Source organism: Paractinoplanes bogorensis (genome assembly GCF_018829635.1).
Taxonomy (GTDB): domain Bacteria; phylum Actinomycetota; class Actinomycetes; order Mycobacteriales; family Micromonosporaceae; genus Actinoplanes; species Actinoplanes bogorensis.
Map to the genome: position 1 here is coordinate 27,211 of NZ_JAHKKG010000014.1, position 15,244 is coordinate 42,454.

Sequence of the window (15,244 nt, forward strand, 5' to 3'; positions counted from 1 at the left end):
ACAGACTCACGCAGCGACACGCCCAGGCACATTGCGTGCACAGGCACGAGCCCACCGCAGCGGTGTCGGCCCGTGGAGGCCGGTGCGGTTTCTAGGACAGGCGGCTTACCGTGGCCGCTACGCGTTCGCGCAGGTCGTCGGGAAGCGGGGCGTAGCCGGCCTGGGCTGCCGTGGTTTGGCCGGCGGGGCTGGAGGCGTACGAGAGGAAGCTCTTGACCAGGTCGGAAGCGCCGGCCTGGCAGACGATCTCGTAGGTGACCAGCACCAAGGGGTAGGCCAGCGGATCGGCGATGCGGTAGTCGAGCTCCAGCCGCAGGCCCTCGGTGCCGACCACGCGGGCGCCGGCCACCGTGCGGGCCGCGGCGCTGTCGCTCAGCGGGACGAACTCGCCGGACGCGTTGCCCACGCGGGCGGTCGGCAGGTTGTGGAAGCGGGCGTACGAGGCCTCGACGTAGCCGATCGCGCCGTCGGTGCGCTCGATCGCCGACACCAGGGCGTTGCTGCCGTCGGCGCCGGTGCCGCCCGGTGCGGGCCAGGCCGAGTCGGACTTCAGGCCCCAGTCGGCGGCCGCGGTCGCGGCCAGGAAGCGGGTGAAGTTGTCGGTCGTGCCCGAGCTGTCGGAGCGGTGGATCGCCCGGATCGAGGTCTCGGGCAGGGTCACGCCGGGGTTGTCGGCCACGATTCGCTGGTCGTTCCAACGGGTGATCTTTCCGGTGAAGATGCGTGCGATCGTCGCCGGGGACAGTCGCAGATCGTCGACGCCGGCCACCGTGAAGGCGAGCGCGATCGGGCCGACGACCATCGGCAGGTGCACGATCGGGCCCTGGCAGCGGGCCTTGGCCAGGGCCTGCTCGGCGACGCCGGTCGGCGAGTCGGAGCCGGCGAAGTCGCCGGTGCCCGCCCAGAACGCGCGCCGGCCCGTGCCCGAGCCGACACTGTCGTACTCGATGGTCGCCTCGGCGCAGCTGACCTGGTAGTCCTTGATCCAGGCGCTGACCGCGTTGGCCTGGGCCGACGAGCCCTGGGCGGTGATCGAGCCCTTCGCGCAGTCGATCACGTCGCGGTCCGGTGTGCTCGGCGAGTCGCAGGCCGCGACGGCCAGCACGAGGGCGGCGAGGGCGAGGAATCGGGGCTTCATCGGTACTCCGCGAATCGCTTGCGGACCGCGACCGGCACCAGCAGGATCACCAGGCCCAGGGCCGCGGCCGGGATGTATGCCCAGCCGGTGAGCAGGATCTCGGCGTCGCGCAGCGAGCGGTCGAAGTCGTCCTTGCGGGACGCGGCGATGTCGGCCACGGCCGCGTCGTAGTAGGAGAAATCGAAGGCCGCGTCGCCGCGCCGGATGCCGGTGAGGGCGCTGATCGCCTCGGTCGTCTTGCCGGCGTCGGCGAGCTGGACGATGCGGGTGTGACCGGCCCGGTAGGTCTGCCAGCGCTCGACGACCTGCTCGGTGTAGTACGGGCCGACGTCGGGGCCGCCCGCGACCGAGGGCAGGCCGGTGCCGTCCGCCTCGAGCGCGTCGGCCTTGCGGTCGAAGTCCTGCCGGTAGTAGTCGAGCCCGTCGCTGATCAGATAGCGCGACGTGTCGGCGGCGGCGTCGTAGCTGACCGCGCGGGCCAGGGACAGGTCGAGGAACGGGACCAGTCTCTCGTCGCGGGCCTGGCCCAGCATCCGTCCCTGCACGATCAGGACGGTCACCAGCGGGACGAGCAGCACCACGGTCAGCAGCGTGGCCGCGATCAGCGCCGGGTTCATGATGCGGCGGAACCGCCGGGCCAGCCACACCTGCAGCGCGATCAGCAGGATCAGCAGCGCGCCGCCGAGCAGCACGGCCAGGATCACGCCGGCCGTCTGCGTCGCGCTCTTGGCCGCGTACGCCTGGTCGAGCCGGCTCTCGCTGGCCTCGCGCAGCCGGGTCGCGGCCGGGAGCAGGTCGAGGTGCAGCACGTTGGTGGCCTGGGTGTAGTAGCCGCCGGCGGTCGGGCCCGCGGTCAGCGCCTGCCAGACGCGCTCGCGATAGACGCCGAGGTCGTGCATCAGGTCGAGCACGATGGCGCGTTCGGACTCGCCCGCCGCCGTGGTCAGCGAGAGCTGCAGGTCGGTGTCGACCTGGCGGCCGCGCTGCTGGTAGGCGCCCAGGGCGTCGATCTGGCTGCCCGCGAACTCGTCGCGGGAGGCGGTGAGCACGAGCCGGGCGACCTGCGCGTCCATGTCGCTGAGAGCGAAGTAGAGGTCGGCGGCGGTGGCGGCCTGCGGGGCGGCCTCGTCGCCGATGATGCGCACCTGCTGCTGCACCCGGGCCATGACCAGACAGGCCGAGACGAGCAGGGCGGCGGCGACCAGAATCGTGACGGTCACCAACAGACGTAACCGGGCCGGGGTCTCGGGGCGGGCGGCTCTCCGGACGATGCTCCGGGTGGCCTCGATGACTGCTGGCACGGCTCAAAAGTAATGCAGTTCGGCAATTCCCAGAACGGCGGGTTGATCAATTTTCGGCGTTAACCCGGCGTTTATTCAATGCACGGATTGCCGTAACCTTTGGTGAGGGACCCCGGCCGCCGCGAGTCGTTGCGTGACCTCGCCGCGTGGGCTCACGATCTCGACCGACACCTGGTGGTCGTCGCCCAAGGCGCAGGCCGCGGCGACCGAGCCGACGTTGAGCGGGTCGAGGTCGTGCATGTCACCCAGGTCGACGATCAGGCGAAACGGGCGAACCCGGCGGACCGTGTGAACCAGCACCCGGCGCAGCTCACCGTCGTCCGAGCCGCTCAGGGTGATCACGACGGTGCCGTCGTCGCGTGTCAGCACGTCCACCACGACCGCACCACCTCTCGTCACTCTGCGTCGAACAGACGGTCCACTTTACGACGGATATTCATGTGCCGTCGACCGCCGCGGCAGTACTTGATCACACACTTGAAGGTGCTTGCGGAAAACGGAATACGTAATCTCCTGGAAATTGTCCGGTTCTCTCGGCGAGTGCAACGGTTCGGCGGCAGGCCCGGGGTGAGCCGCGACACCGGCCGGCGTCGGCGGACACAATTCAGCGGTGCGGTACGGGCGGATTGTGGCAGCTGTCCTTGCGGTCGTGGCGGGTGTCACGGCGTACGGGAAAATCGAATCTCAGCGACCGGTGAGCCTGACGCCGTCCGGCCCGCATGCGGTCGGCCGCCTCACCGACGAATGGGTCGATCGTTCCCGTACGGACCAGTTCGCCCCGATCGGCGGCACGCCCCGCATCCTGTCGACCTGGATCTTGTACCCGGCGGCGCCCGGCGCGCCCGGCCCGGAGTCGGTCTACACGCCCGGGAAATGGGCGGGCCTGCACCGGTTCGGCTGGGGCATGACCGCTTTTGATCGCGTACGCACGGGGACGCGCGACGGTGTGCCCCCGGCCCCGGGCCCGTTCCCCGTGGTGGTGCTGCTGCCCGACCTCGGATACGCGGCCCCGCAGTATTCGGCGATCGCATCCGCCCTGGCCGCGCGCGGCAACGTCGTGGTCGGGGTGACCCCCACCTACAGCGCCCGCCTGACCGTGATCAACGACCAGCGGGTCGCCGCCAGCGCCGCCGGTTCCGGCCCCGACCGGCAGGACCAACTGGTGTCGGTGTGGGCGGCCGACGCGCGGTTCGCCGCCCGGCGAGCGGTGCAGCAGTTCGGGCGGAGCGCCGACGCGGGCCGGATCGCGTACGCCGGGCACGGGCTGGGCGGCTCGGCCACGATCGAGGCGTGCCGGGTCGACGGCCGCTGCGACGCCGCGATCGCGCTCGACGGCGAGCCCCGCGGCCTGGCCGGTTTCGGCCGCCCGCTGCTCCGCTTGTCGACGGCCGGCACCGACTACGCCGCCTACCGCATCGTCGCGCCGCTGCGGTGGACGCTGCCGTCGGGTTCGCTCAAGGGGCGCCGCGGCCTGGACATCACGGTCGAATACACCGCGAGCTTCCTGCACGACACGTTCGCCGGTGTGAGTTGGACTGCGCCGCCCTACCCCGAGGCCCGGCACGCTGACATCCTGAGTCGATGACCGTCGCCGAGACCTTCGACCGGGTCGCCGCCCAGTACGACAACGTGGGCGTCGACTTCTTCACCCCGCTGGCCGCCGCCCTGGTCACCGCCGCGCAGCCGCACCCCGGCGACCGGGTGCTCGACGCCGGCTGTGGTCGCGGCGCGGCCCTGCTCGCGGCGGCCGGGGCGGTCGGGCCCGAAGGCCACGTGACCGGCATCGACTTCGCCCCCGGCATGGTCGAACGCACCGCGGCCGCCACCGCGTCGCTCCCCCAGGTGACAGTCCAGTGGGGAGACGCGCAGGCGCCCGCCTTCCCCGACGAGTCGTTCGACCTGATCACGGCGGCCCTGGTGCTGTTCTTCCTGCCCGACCCACCGGCCGCCCTGACCGCTTACCGCAAACTGCTGCGCCCCGGCGGCCGCCTGGCGTTCAGCTCGTTCGCCGCGCACGACCCGCGCTACCCGGCGGCGTTGCGGCTGCTCAGCACGTTCGCCCCGGCGCCGGCCGCCCGGCCACAGATCGATCCGCTCTTCGAAACGCCGGACTCCTTGCGCGCGGCGACCACCGCGGCCGGTTTCGCCCGGACGACGGTCACCGAGGTCTCCGTCGAGAGCACTTTCGACAACGCCGAGCGCCTGGTCACCTGGATCGGCTCACACATGGGCAGCCAGGTCGTCGAGGCCGTGCCCGTCGACCGCCGGCCCGCGGCCACCGAGGCTCTCGCTGCTTCGCTCGAGTGGCCGCTGACCACCACGACCCGCATCAACATCACGGTCGCCGACGCCTGACCTGAGTAGAGCCGGGTCCGGCGCTGAGCCGGGTCCGGCGCTGAGCCGGGTCCGGCGCTGAGCCGGGTCCGGCGCTGAGCCGGGTCCGGCACTGAGCCGGGTCCGGCACTGAGCCGGGTCCGGCACTGAGCCGGGTCCGGCACTGAGCCGGGTCCGGCACTGAGCCGGGTCCGGCACTGAGCCGGGTCCGGCACTGAACCGGGACCGACGCTAAGCCGAGTCCGACGCCAAGCCGCGTCCGACGCTCAGCCGGGAGCAAGGCGGAGTGGTGGCCAGGGGTTGAGCAGGACTGTGAGGTGCGCGAGACCCCATTGAGCAGCGCCTCGCGCGCGCAGGGCGGGCAGCGCGAACTCCTCGTCCACCAAAGCAGGACGGGCCGGGGACACGCGGTCTCGGTGCTCGGCCGACGGGCATGTTCACCATGCTTCGCGGTGGCCATGCCGTCTGGTTCCGTGTCTCTCAAGCGGGCTCGGCGCCGCTCAAGTGCAGCGCACGAGAGAGCATGCGCAGCTTGGGCGGTGCGAGACGTCCCACCCGTTCCCGCAGGTGAACGGGGGTCAGCGTGATCTGCCAGGTGCAGAAGATGTGGCCGTCACGGGGCAGGGCGAGCCGCACCACGCCAGGCGGGTCGAGGCCCTCGTCGGCGCCGACCGGGATCTCGATGCCGGCGATCCCGGCCGACGGGTCGGGCGCCACCGGGTCGGCCGGGTCGAGAAAGACGAATCCGCGGCGCTGCTTGGGGGTCGCGGCGGGGACGATCTGCATGCCGCGCAACTCGGCGTCCCCGTTGAGCAGGACGATCGGGTGGATGCCGTCCACTTCGGCCAGCCAGACCTCGCCCCGTTCCATCGGGACAGACTACGGCGCACTGCTTTGGTAGGCTTTCGCTGTGACTGCCGGGTCGGCCATGGGCCACTACCGAGTAGGGCACCCGGCTAGCGCTTGATCGGCGGCCGGGCTCGAGGCCCGCCGACGTCTGTCTCCGCGTTCAGCGACGCAGCCCCGCACAGCAACCCGGCTCATCAACAGCGTGCCTGCGCACGACGCCTCCGTGTGCGACAGCCCCGTGAACACCGCGCGCGACCGGCGGAGTTCGCACGGGTGGGAGGCCGCCCGGGCCGGCGATCCCTACGTCGCGGCCGGCTCGGTCCGGGTCACCCTGACGGCATCGCGGACCGCGCAGCCCTCAACGACGACCGCGCAAGCGCCGCACACGACCCACGGACCTCGGACGGCCGCGGGCCAAACGACCGGATCGCAAAACGCACACCCGTCAACGAACTCCGTAGCGCGCCGAAGACGGCCGACGGACTCGCACGGCGGGGGCCGCCAACGAACGGATCGCGGACTGCACGTCCGGTGCGGCACATCTGGGTGCGGCACGTCCGGGTGCGGCACGTCCGGGTGCGGCACGTCCGGGTGCGGCACGTCCGGGTGCGGCACGCCCGGGTGCGGCACGCCCGGGTGCGGCACGCCCGGGTGCAGCACGCCCGGGTGCAGCACGCCCGGGTGCAGCACGCCCGGGTGCAGCACGCCCGGGTGCAGCACGCCCGGGTGCAGCACGCCCGGGTGCAGCACGCCCGGGTGCAGCACGCCCGGGTGCAGCACATCCGGGTGCAGCACGCCCGGGTGCAGCACGCCCGGGTGCAGCACATCCGGGTGCAGCACACCTGCGTGCGACACATCCGTTTACGGCGACACCGCGTGGTCAGCAACGCAGCCACGCCACGAAACGAAGCCCCGCACCGCGGGGAACAGCGTCTTTTCCGAGTCACCGACAGAAAGCGACAACACCTTGCCGAACCCGTTCAATCAACCGATCATCGACGAGTTCCGGGCCAACGACGGCCGCGTGGGCGGGATGTTCGAGGGGAGTGAGCTCATCCTGCTGCTCACCACCACCGGCGCCCGAAGCGGGAAACCGCACACCGCCCCGCTCGGCTTCCTCACCGACGATCCCGAACAGCCCAACCCGCGCGGCACGAACAACGAGCCCGACACGAACGACAGGTCCGACAGGAATGATGAGTCCGGCCTGGCAGACCGGACCGACCGGGCTCGCCGCATCCTGGTCATCGCCTCGGCCGGTGGCGCCCCGAAAGACCCGGACTGGTTCCGCAACCTGCGGGCCGATCCGCGGGTGACTGTCGAGACCGGGACTCGCACATACGAGGCCCACGCCACTCCCCTGACCGGCGCCGAGCGCGACGCCGCCTGGGCCCGTGCAGTCGCCGGCAACCCGGGATGGGCCGAGTACCAAGCCACGGTAACCCGGACCATCCCCGTGGTCGCGCTGACGGAGGTGTGATCAAGCAGCAGCGCATGGGCTCAGCCGTGACCAGCGGCCGACCAGCGCGACCGGGCGAGCGGCCGGAACGAGGGCCGCCCGCCCGCGCGGTCAGGAGAGCTTGACGAGGTACGTGTCGAGGGCCGCGTACGACTGTTCGGCCCCGGCCTCCATGCCCGACTCCATCATGCCGTCGCGGTCTTCCTGGCTGTCGAAAGTGGACGTCGACGTCACGGTGGTGCGGCCGTTCTCCTCGGAGAACGTGTATTCGTCGGTGAGGATGTGGCCGGGCATCGGCTCGTATTCGAACGTCCAGGTGAAGCCGTACGGCTCGTCGATGGCCTTGATCTCGCCGCGGAACGCGTGCTCCTGGCCGTCGGCGTGTTCGACGAAACGCCACTTGCCCCCGACCCGGAAGTCGATCTCGACGTCGAGCGGGTTGCCCCGGCCCCACCAGTTGCGCAGATGCTCGGCCTGGGTGTGGCAGGCGAAGACGAGTTCGCGCGGCGCGTCGAACGTGCGGCTCATGACCAGGGTCGTCGCGGTCGGCGTCTGGACGGTGATGGTGCTGCTCATGATTCCTCCCGAGGGATGCGTTTCAGGTAGTCGTCGAGGGCGTCGTAACGCTGCTCCCACAACCGCGCGTACTGATCGGCCCAGACCGAGACCGCGCGCACCTGGGTCGGCACGATGCGGCACCACCGCCGCTGCGCCTCGCGGGTGCGGACGATCAGGCCCGCCGCCTCGAGCACGTTCAGGTGCTTGGACACGGCTTGCGCGCTGATCGGGAAGTCGGCTGCGAGTTCCCCCGCGGTCGCGTCGCCGGTGGCGAGGCGATCGAGGATCGCCCGCCGGGTCGGGTCGGCGAGGGCGGCGAAGACGCCGTCGAGAGTATCCGGCATGACAACCACCTGGTTTATAAACTGGTAGGTTGAGAATACCCTCGGGCGCCGGGATGTCAAACCCCGGACGGATACGTCTCCAGCTCGTGTGTGTCGATGTGCAGCGGGTGCAACGGCCGCAGGGCCCGCGTCTCGTCGAACCACAGGAACGCGTCGTAGCGGTCCCCCAGCCGCGACGGCACGTAGTTGCCCAGCTGATCCATCTCGGGCCGGTAGACGACGCCGATCGCCCGGTGTGCCACCTCGTCGACCAGCAGGTCGGGCCGGTCGGCGAGCGGCGGAAAGACGAAGAGGGCGGAGGGCGGGGCGGTCGCGTGCAGAATGTCCTCGAGCGAGCCGGGCCGGCCCGGCGGCACCGGCAGCTCGGTCATCCCCGCGCCCCACGTGCGGCCGGCGATCACCGAGCCGCGGTGACTGCCCATGCCGACGAGCACGACCTGGTCGGCGCCGAACCGTTCCCGGGCAAGCGAGCCGATCGTGACCTGATCGGTGGCGTTCGCGTCGCCGACGTGACTGTTGTGCGCCCAGACCACGGCCCGCGACCCGTCGCCGTAGTGGTCGAGCAGCCGGGCCAGGGTCGCGTCCATGTGCCGGTCGCGGACGTTCCACGAGTCGGCACCGCCCCGGACCATCGCCCGATAGTAGTGCTCGGCCCCGGCCACCACCTCGGCGTTCTGCCATACGGCGAGGTCGCGCCCGCGCAGTTCGATGAGCATCCGGACGACCGGGTCCTCGCAACTGGCGCGCAGAAACTTGGTCGCCCACGCGTAGGACTGCGGATCCTCCGAGTAGGCGCCGAGGCACTCGTTCGCCTGCCGGGCCGGTTCGACCGCGTCGGCCCGGAGGATCTCGCGCAACGACTCCCACATCGAATACAGGTCGAGCCCGTAAAAGCCCACCGGCGCCGATCGGCCGGAGTTGAACGCACGCAGCCAGTCCGCGAAGTCGACCGTCTCCTCGTTGGCCCACATCCAGGTCGGCCACCGGACGTAACCGAGCAGGGCCTCCAACGGCTCGCCCGCACTCCCCCGCACGGACGCGTCGACCCGCTCGCAGTCGGGCCAGTCCCCCTCGACGGCGACGAACGAGAAGTCACGCTCCGCAAGCAGTCGTCGGGTCAGCGCCGCCCGCCACGTATAGAACTCGTGCGTCCCGTGGCTCGCCTCGCCGATCATCACGACCCGCGCGGACCCGATCCGATCGAGCAGAACATCGAAGTCACCCTCGTCGACCAGGGGCCGGGCGATTGCCGCGACCTCATCCCCGTAGCGATGCATGAGACGGAGGTACCCGCCCCGGTTTCTCCCATACGTCCGACATCCGGCGCGCCCACCTCTGCCCGGGCAGCTCGACATAACGGTGGGTGATCCACGACACGATCAAAACCGTTCCCGCGTACGCGATCACAGCCGCGTCGTGCACGAGCAGTGGGCGCATCACCAGTAACAGCACGTAGTGGGTCAGATAGACGGAGTAGCTGATCATCCCGAGCCCCGCCAGCCACGACGGCGTCCGCCACCGCCGGGTCAGCAGCCCCACGGCGAAGGCCCCCGCGAACACCACCAGCGTGATCACCGAGCGGGCCATGTACCGCGGGGTCAGCGCGTCCAGTGAGGCGAGCTCGGCGAACCAGTTGGTCAGCAGCCCGGCCGCCACCACCGGCGCCACGATCGCCACCGGCCACCACCCGGTCTGCCCGGTGTCGGCGCGGTGGATCGTGGTGCCGGTGAACATCACCGCCACGATCAGCAGGCCGTCCCAGGCGTGCGAGGGCTGCCCGCCCGCGGTGACCAGGGCCAGCGCCAGTCCGCCGAGCACCATCGCGCCCGCGATCACCACCCGGCGGCGCCCGCTCAGCACCGCGGCCAGACCGGCGGCGAGCACGAGGGCGGCGTACGGGGTCCGGATCGCCTGGGGCGCCAGGGGTGCCGTGATCACGGCGGCCACCGTCAGCAGCACGGCGGTTACGGCGTCGGCGCGATGGAGGCGTACGGCAAAAAGGCTTGTGACCAGCAGGTAGAAGACCATCTCGAAGGCGAGGGTCCAGAACACGGGCGTCGCGAGCGGCTCGCTGAGCAGGAACGGGACCATCGTGGCGTGTGCCACCGTGGCGGTGACCGGGTCGGCCGGACGGAAGAAGCCGAGCGCCACCACCGCGACGGAAACCAGCGCATAGAGCGGGAGCAGCCGCCCCGCGCGGCCCACCCAGAACCGGCGCAGGCTGCCGTGCCGTTCCAGCGAGGCCGGGATGATGTAGCCGCTGACCAGGAAGAACAGCATGACCCCGGCGGGCCCGGCGTGCAGCCACTCGGCGGTGAACGCTCGCACGTCGGTCAGCACGTAGCGGCTCACGTGGGCGTAGAGCACCAGCAGGACGGCCACCGCGCGCAGGCCGTCGAGCCAGGCCATCCGTGGTTGAGCCGGCATCCGGGGGACGATACCCGCACCCGGTGATGATCGATCAGGTCCGTTATGCCGTATGTTCACGTACCGGTCCACGGTGGACCGGCGCGGAGGGGACCGATGGCGGACAACGTGAGTCGCGAGGATCCCGTGCTCGTGCGGCCCTATGTGAAGGCCGTGGCCGAGGCGGAGAAGGCGCCCGACGAGGTGCCGGAGACGTGGCCCGAGGAGGCTCTGCGGCCCGAAGAGGGTGACACCGTCGTGCAGGAGGCCGTCGAGGACGGGCCCGCCGCACCACCCGCGAAGCCGAAGCGCGACCTCACCCGGGTAGCCATCCTGGCCGGCGGGGTGGCCCTCGCTCTCGGCGTGACCGGCTATCTGATCTTCGGCCCGGCCGCCGACCCGGCCCTGCCGCAGCCGGGCGCGGTCCTGCCCGCCATGCCGGGGCAGCCACCGCTCAACCCGGGACAGCGGGCCAGTGCCGCACCCAGCACGGCCGCCTCGGTGAGCGCGTCGGTCAGCCCGTCCGCCTCCGTGTCGGCGACCCCCAGCACATCGGTGAGCCCGCTGACTCCGGCCAGCGATCCCCCGCCGTCCAGTGCCGTCCCGGCCGACCCGACCCTGACGCCGCCCGCCACCGACCGCACCGGCTCGGTCACCGCGGCGAGCGGACGCTGCCTCATGCTCGGTGGTCTGCTCGGCACGAGCGGGAGCCCGGTGCAGGTGTCCGGGTGCGCGTCGGTGCCCTACCAGTCGTTCACGCTGGCCGCCGACGGCACGCTGCGGGTCAACGGGCGGTGCGCTCAGGGCGGCGACGACGGGACCGTACGGGTCTCCGGCTGCGACGGCGACTCGGCGCAGTGGCGGGCCGGCGGCGACGGCACCCTGGTCACCGACGGTGGCTGCCTGACCGATCCGGGCCGCTCCGGGGCGACCACCACGGTCAGCGCGTGCTCGGGGGCGTCGAGCCAGAGCTGGACGCTGCCTTAGCGGCGAGCTTGGCCCGGTACATGGCGCCGTCGGCCTCACGCAGCAGCGCTTCCGGGTCGGCCGCGCCGTCCCGGCTCAGCGCCACGCCGATGCTCACGCCGACCGTGACCCGGCCACCGTCGATCGCGTACGGCTCGGTCAGCCGGAGCGCGATGGAGTCGCGCACCAGGCCCTCGGCACCGTCGGCGGGCAGGCCGTCGAGCAGCATCACGAACTCGTCGCCGCCGAGCCGGGCCACCGTGTCGGACTCGCGCAGCAGCCCGGTCAGGCGGCCCGCGACCTCGATCAGCAACACGTCCCCGGCCGCGTGGCCGAGCGAGTCGTTGACGGCCTTGAAGCCGTTCAGGTCGAGCAGCAGGACGGCGAAGCGGTGGCCGGGGGTGCGGGCGGCGCGCAGGCCGGCCTGACGCATCCGGTCGGCCAGCAGCACCCGGTTGGGCAGGCCGGTGAGCGGGTCGTGCAGGGCCGCGTCGCGCAGCCGCTCCTCCTGCTCGCGCAGGGCGGCCACCATCGCGCCGCGGTCGAGGGCGGCGGCCAGCAGGGCGCCCGACTGGTTCATCATCTCGCTGCCGGGCGGGGTGCTCTCCTGGATCAGCCCGACCGCGGCCAGCACGCCCCAGTCCCGGGTCCCGCTGCGGATCGGCACCACGAAGACGTTCCGCCCGCCGGCCAGCGCGAACAGTTCCGCCGGCGGGAACCGGCTCACCGGCATGGTGGCCCCGATCAGGTCGGGCCCGGCCGGATATTCGCCGACGATCCGCAACTCCCCGTCGAGCACGGGAACCGCGTCCTCGCTCCACAACGCGAGGCAACCGGCGTACGCGGTGGTGCGCTTGAGCCAGCCCAGCTCGCGCGGGTCGCGGTCGTGCGCGCCGAGCAGGTCGATGCCCAGCTCGTGCTGCACGTTCAGCGTCTCCTGCAGGCTGACCACCTGCCCGAACAGATAGCGGGTGAGATCCTCGGTGACCGGCAGCCCGCTCGGTGGACAGCCGCACGAGTCGCGCCGGACGAATCCGGTCGGCACCCGCCGTACGGTCCGGGGTGCGTCCCGCTGACCGGACAGCTCGGCGACCAGCGCGATGGCGGCCGCCCCGATCTCCCCCGACGGCTGGCGCACGGTGGACAGGCTGGGCCGCATGTACATGGCCGCCGCGAGGTCGTCGAACCCGATCACGGCGACGTCCTCGGGCACCTTGCGGCCGCGCGCGGTCAGGCCGCGGATCAGGCCCATCGCGTTGCGATCGGTGCCGCAGACCACGGCCGTGACCGGTGGGTCGTACGTGTCGAGCAGGCCGGCCACCACCTCGCCGCCGCTGTCGTGGTTGTCGCCGGTGTCGAGGACCGGGCCGGGCTCGGCCAGCACGCTCTGACAACCCTCGAGCCGCTCGCGGATGTCCTGGTGGGCGAGGTGGCCGGCGAACGCGATCCGCCGGTGCCCGTGCTCGAGCAGGTGGGTGACCGCCTCCCGGACGCCGGACCGGTTGTCGCCGAAGACCGCCGAGCACCCGGCCAGCTCATGCCCCACGGTCACCACCGGGATACCGGCGTTCAAGACCGTTTGCGCGTACGCCTCGTCGACCGCCCCGGCCAGCACGATCACCCCGGCCAGGTGCTCCCAGGCGACCGGCCGCCGATAGTCGGGCACCCCACTGCGGTCGGCGTTGTACGAGCCCGGGTCGAGCGTCTGCAACGCGAGCAGGCGGTCACCGGCGGACACGGCCGCCCGGTTCGCCCCGGCGATGATGGTGCCGTAGTAGTCGCCCCCGACGAAGGGCGACAGGACACCGAACGTGCGACCCTCCACGGCCGCCATGATCTCCCGAAACGGGTGGTCAGCGGCGCAGATGCGACATTTTCGCCGCATCGGAGAGGTAGCGGCGCAGGTCCTGCGTCTCGCCGGTGACCGGGCGGGCGGCCAGGATGCAGGTGTCGTCGTCGGGGTTGGTGCGCCGCAGCCGGGCCAGCAACTGGGCCAGCGGCTGCTCGGGCGACGCCCGCACGGCCTCGTCGACGGTGGCGATCACCGAGGCGAGCCCGTCGTCGGGGCCGCGGCGGCGGTGCTCGACCAGGCCGTCGGTGTAGAGCAGCAGCACGTCACCGACCCGGAAGTCGAGCCGGGCGGTCGGATAGACCGCGTCGTCGACCACGCCGAGCATGTGCCCCTCGGGGCGCTCGAGCGGGGCCGTGCTCCCGCCCCGGCTGAGCAGCGGCGGCGGGTGCCCGGCCTGGGCCCAGACCACCTCGTGGCGGGCCGGGTCGAAGCGCGCGACCACGGCGGTGGCCGCCATCTCGGGCGACTCGCGTTCGAGGTCGCAGGTCAGCTTGTTGAGGTGGCCCAGCAGCTCGCCGGGGTCGCTGGTGGTCACGGCCAGGGCGCGCAGCGCGTGCCGCAGCTGGGCCATCGCGGTGGCGGCCTGGGTGCCGTGCCCGGCCACGTCACCGACGGCCAGCAGCACCGAGCCGTCGCGCAGCTCGGCCGCGTGGTACCAGTCGCCGCCGACCAGGCTCTCCTGGCCCGCGGGCAGGTAGCGCAGCGCGACCTTGAGCCCGGGCAGCACGATCGGGCCGTCCGGGATGGGCAGGATGATGCGCTGCAGCCGGGCGGCCAGCTCGTGCTCGGCGGCCAGGCTGCGGCGCTGCTCGTCGAGCTGCCGTTCGACCTCGGCCAGCCGCTTGGCCCCGGTCTCCTGCTCGGTGACGTCCTGCACGATGCCGTAGATGCGCAGCGGCCGGCCCGCCGTGTCCCGGCTGACGTCGGCCACCGTACGCAGGTGCTTGACCTTGCCGTTGACCCGGACCCGGGTGATCACGTCGATGCGTTCGCCCCGGTCGAGCTGGGCCTTGGCCGCCGAGCGCAGCGGCTCGTCCTCGGCCAGCCCGTGCCGCTCGGAGGTGACCGGGTCGAGCGGGCCGAGCCGGGGATCGCGCTCGTAGATGCGGTAGAGCTGGTCGGACCAGTAGATCTCGCCGCTGACCAGGTCCCACTCGCCCCAGCCGAGGTTGCCGAGCCGCTCGGTGCCGGCCAGCCGCTCGGCGAACCCGCCCGGGTGGTCGTCGTGCCGGGTCCAGTTGAGCAGCAGGCCCTCGCCGAGACGGTGCGCGCGGACCGAGTAGCGGCCGTCGCGGTGCGGGAACGGGCCCATCACGGCGGGGGCGCCGGTGTCCAGGACGTGCTGGTAGGCGTGCCAGCGCTCGCTGGCCAGCACCTCGGGGAAGTGCTCGGCCATGCTCACGCCGATCAACTGGGCGCCGCGCAGGCCGTTCGGAGCGACCGCGTCGGGGCTGGCCGCGGCCCAGACCAGGTCGACCAGGCGGCCGTCGGGCGCCCGCTCGGCGTTCAGATAGGAGGCCATGCCGGGCGACACGTCGAGCACCCGCTGGATCATGCCGATCCACGGGGCGAACCGGCGGACCGGAGCCGACAGCTGCATCGGCGCACGGCCGGTGTCGAGGCCCGGGATCCCGCCGGTGTCGGCGTCGGACACGTCGAGCAGGCGGATCACGCCGGACGCGACCTCGACCAGCCCGCGCTCCTCCTCGGCGGCCATGCGCAGCAGGTGGCGGTGGGCCTCGGCCAGCCGGCACCGGGCCCGGCCGGCGAGCAGCCCGACCGCCCGTTCCACGGTGAGGCGGGCCGCCTCACCACCGTCGGTGGGCAGGCCAGGGCGCGGGCTCGTCACTGCCGCCGCATACGCCTGAGTCACGCCTCGTCCTCCCCGGTCCACGCCTACGGTTACCTGAATACGTCAGCGCGACGGGGGTCGTCATCGGCCGAACATCCGGTCCGTCCGCTACCTGCGGCGTGACGTCGCACCGGTCACCCGACCGGGGGTGACCCATTGGAGTTACCGGTGGGGTGAACGGGCAG

At 72.1% G+C, this 15,244-nt stretch carries 15 protein-coding genes; 4 read left to right on the forward strand and 11 right to left on the reverse strand.

The features are described 5' to 3' along the window. Positions 1-91 precede the first annotated feature (91 nt). From pstS to KOI35_RS37445, 3 genes are all read right to left on the reverse strand, one after another. A complete protein-coding gene (gene pstS, locus KOI35_RS37435; protein WP_215793556.1) occupies positions 92-1,138 on the reverse strand; it encodes a phosphate ABC transporter substrate-binding protein PstS in 1,047 nt (348 codons plus the stop codon). After that, on the reverse strand, positions 1,135-2,439 hold the full coding sequence (locus KOI35_RS37440; RefSeq protein ID WP_308121325.1) for a GlnX family signal transduction membrane protein: 1,305 nt from the start codon (positions 2,437-2,439) through the stop codon (positions 1,135-1,137). Before KOI35_RS37440 ends, pstS begins: the two co-directional genes overlap by 4 nt. A 75-nt stretch (positions 2,440-2,514) precedes the next feature. After that, on the reverse strand, positions 2,515-2,817 hold the full coding sequence (locus tag KOI35_RS37445) for an STAS domain-containing protein (RefSeq protein WP_308121326.1): 303 nt from the start codon (positions 2,815-2,817) through the stop codon (positions 2,515-2,517). A 250-nt stretch (positions 2,818-3,067) separates the two neighbouring features. Between KOI35_RS37445 and KOI35_RS37450 the strand changes: the two genes are divergently transcribed. Together KOI35_RS37450 and KOI35_RS37455 are read left to right on the forward strand one after the other, a co-directional pair. Beyond that, entirely contained in the window at positions 3,068-4,024 is a 957-nt protein-coding gene (locus KOI35_RS37450; RefSeq protein ID WP_215793558.1) for an alpha/beta hydrolase, read from the forward strand. Beyond that, positions 4,021-4,794, forward strand: coding sequence for a class I SAM-dependent methyltransferase (locus tag KOI35_RS37455; RefSeq protein ID WP_215793560.1), 774 nt, complete (start codon positions 4,021-4,023; stop codon positions 4,792-4,794). The genes KOI35_RS37450 and KOI35_RS37455 overlap by 4 nt, the downstream gene beginning before the upstream one ends. A 459-nt stretch (positions 4,795-5,253) precedes the next feature. Here KOI35_RS37455 and KOI35_RS37460 read toward each other — a convergent pair whose 3' ends face one another. Together KOI35_RS37460 and KOI35_RS37465 are read right to left on the reverse strand one after the other, a co-directional pair. Beyond that, positions 5,254-5,643, reverse strand: a complete 390-nt coding sequence (locus tag KOI35_RS37460) for a hypothetical protein (protein WP_215793563.1) — start codon at positions 5,641-5,643, stop codon at positions 5,254-5,256. Between the two features lie 279 nt (positions 5,644-5,922). Further along, on the reverse strand, positions 5,923-6,477 hold the full coding sequence (locus tag KOI35_RS37465) for a hypothetical protein (protein WP_215793566.1): 555 nt from the start codon (positions 6,475-6,477) through the stop codon (positions 5,923-5,925). Positions 6,478-6,589: 112 nt separating this feature from the next. Here KOI35_RS37465 and KOI35_RS37470 point away from each other — a divergent pair, with 112 nt between their 5' ends. After that, positions 6,590-7,102: a nitroreductase/quinone reductase family protein gene (locus KOI35_RS37470; RefSeq protein WP_215793568.1), complete on the forward strand. Its 513-nt coding sequence runs from the start codon at positions 6,590-6,592 to the stop codon at positions 7,100-7,102. Between the two features lie 90 nt (positions 7,103-7,192). On the opposite strand, the gene KOI35_RS37475 is transcribed toward KOI35_RS37470, so the two are convergent. From KOI35_RS37475 to KOI35_RS37490, 4 genes are read right to left on the reverse strand one after another with little or no spacing between them, the layout of a single operon-like run. Next, positions 7,193-7,657 (reverse strand): SRPBCC family protein, encoded by a 465-nt coding sequence (locus tag KOI35_RS37475; RefSeq protein ID WP_215793570.1) that lies wholly within the window; start codon positions 7,655-7,657, stop codon positions 7,193-7,195. After that, entirely contained in the window at positions 7,654-7,983 is a 330-nt protein-coding gene (locus KOI35_RS37480) for an ArsR/SmtB family transcription factor (RefSeq protein WP_215793572.1), read from the reverse strand. The genes KOI35_RS37475 and KOI35_RS37480 overlap by 4 nt, the downstream gene beginning before the upstream one ends. Positions 7,984-8,039: 56 nt before the next feature. Then, positions 8,040-9,260: an erythromycin esterase family protein gene (locus tag KOI35_RS37485; protein ID WP_215793574.1), complete on the reverse strand. Its 1,221-nt coding sequence runs from the start codon at positions 9,258-9,260 to the stop codon at positions 8,040-8,042. Continuing rightward, positions 9,241-10,410 carry an acyltransferase family protein gene (locus tag KOI35_RS37490; protein WP_215793577.1) on the reverse strand — a complete coding sequence of 390 codons (1,170 nt, stop codon included), beginning with the start codon at positions 10,408-10,410 and terminating at the stop codon, positions 9,241-9,243. Before KOI35_RS37490 ends, KOI35_RS37485 begins: the two co-directional genes overlap by 20 nt. Before the next feature lie 96 nt (positions 10,411-10,506). On the opposite strand from KOI35_RS37490, the gene KOI35_RS37495 reads away from it, so the two are divergent. Then, positions 10,507-11,376, forward strand: coding sequence for a ricin-type beta-trefoil lectin domain protein (locus KOI35_RS37495; protein WP_215793579.1), 870 nt, complete (start codon positions 10,507-10,509; stop codon positions 11,374-11,376). On the opposite strand, the gene KOI35_RS37500 is transcribed toward KOI35_RS37495, so the two are convergent. Both KOI35_RS37500 and KOI35_RS37505 read right to left on the reverse strand, forming a co-directional pair. Further along, the gene (locus tag KOI35_RS37500) at positions 11,330-13,180 is read right to left on the reverse strand and encodes a substrate-binding and GGDEF domain-containing protein (RefSeq protein WP_215793582.1); all 1,851 of its coding nucleotides are present in this window, start codon (positions 13,178-13,180) and stop codon (positions 11,330-11,332) included. The two genes, KOI35_RS37495 and KOI35_RS37500, sit on opposite strands and share 47 nt — an antisense overlap. 28 nt (positions 13,181-13,208) lie before the next feature. Next, positions 13,209-15,080 carry a SpoIIE family protein phosphatase gene (locus KOI35_RS37505; RefSeq protein WP_215793584.1) on the reverse strand — a complete coding sequence of 624 codons (1,872 nt, stop codon included), beginning with the start codon at positions 15,078-15,080 and terminating at the stop codon, positions 13,209-13,211. Positions 15,081-15,244 lie beyond the last annotated feature (164 nt).

Coding starts and splice junctions, on each gene's coding strand:
- KOI35_RS37490 (WP_215793577.1), bottom strand. CDS start 10,410: ATGCCGGCTCAACCACGGATGGCCTGGCTCGACGGCCTGCGCGCGGTG.
- KOI35_RS37480 (WP_215793572.1), bottom strand. CDS start 7,983: ATGCCGGATACTCTCGACGGCGTCTTCGCCGCCCTCGCCGACCCGACC.
- KOI35_RS37455 (WP_215793560.1), top strand. CDS start 4,021: ATGACCGTCGCCGAGACCTTCGACCGGGTCGCCGCCCAGTACGACAAC.
- pstS (WP_215793556.1), bottom strand. CDS start 1,138: ATGAAGCCCCGATTCCTCGCCCTCGCCGCCCTCGTGCTGGCCGTCGCG.
- KOI35_RS37475 (WP_215793570.1), bottom strand. CDS start 7,657: ATGAGCAGCACCATCACCGTCCAGACGCCGACCGCGACGACCCTGGTC.
- KOI35_RS37485 (WP_215793574.1), bottom strand. CDS start 9,260: ATGCATCGCTACGGGGATGAGGTCGCGGCAATCGCCCGGCCCCTGGTC.
- KOI35_RS37495 (WP_215793579.1), top strand. CDS start 10,507: ATGGCGGACAACGTGAGTCGCGAGGATCCCGTGCTCGTGCGGCCCTAT.
- KOI35_RS37460 (WP_215793563.1), bottom strand. CDS start 5,643: ATGGAACGGGGCGAGGTCTGGCTGGCCGAAGTGGACGGCATCCACCCG.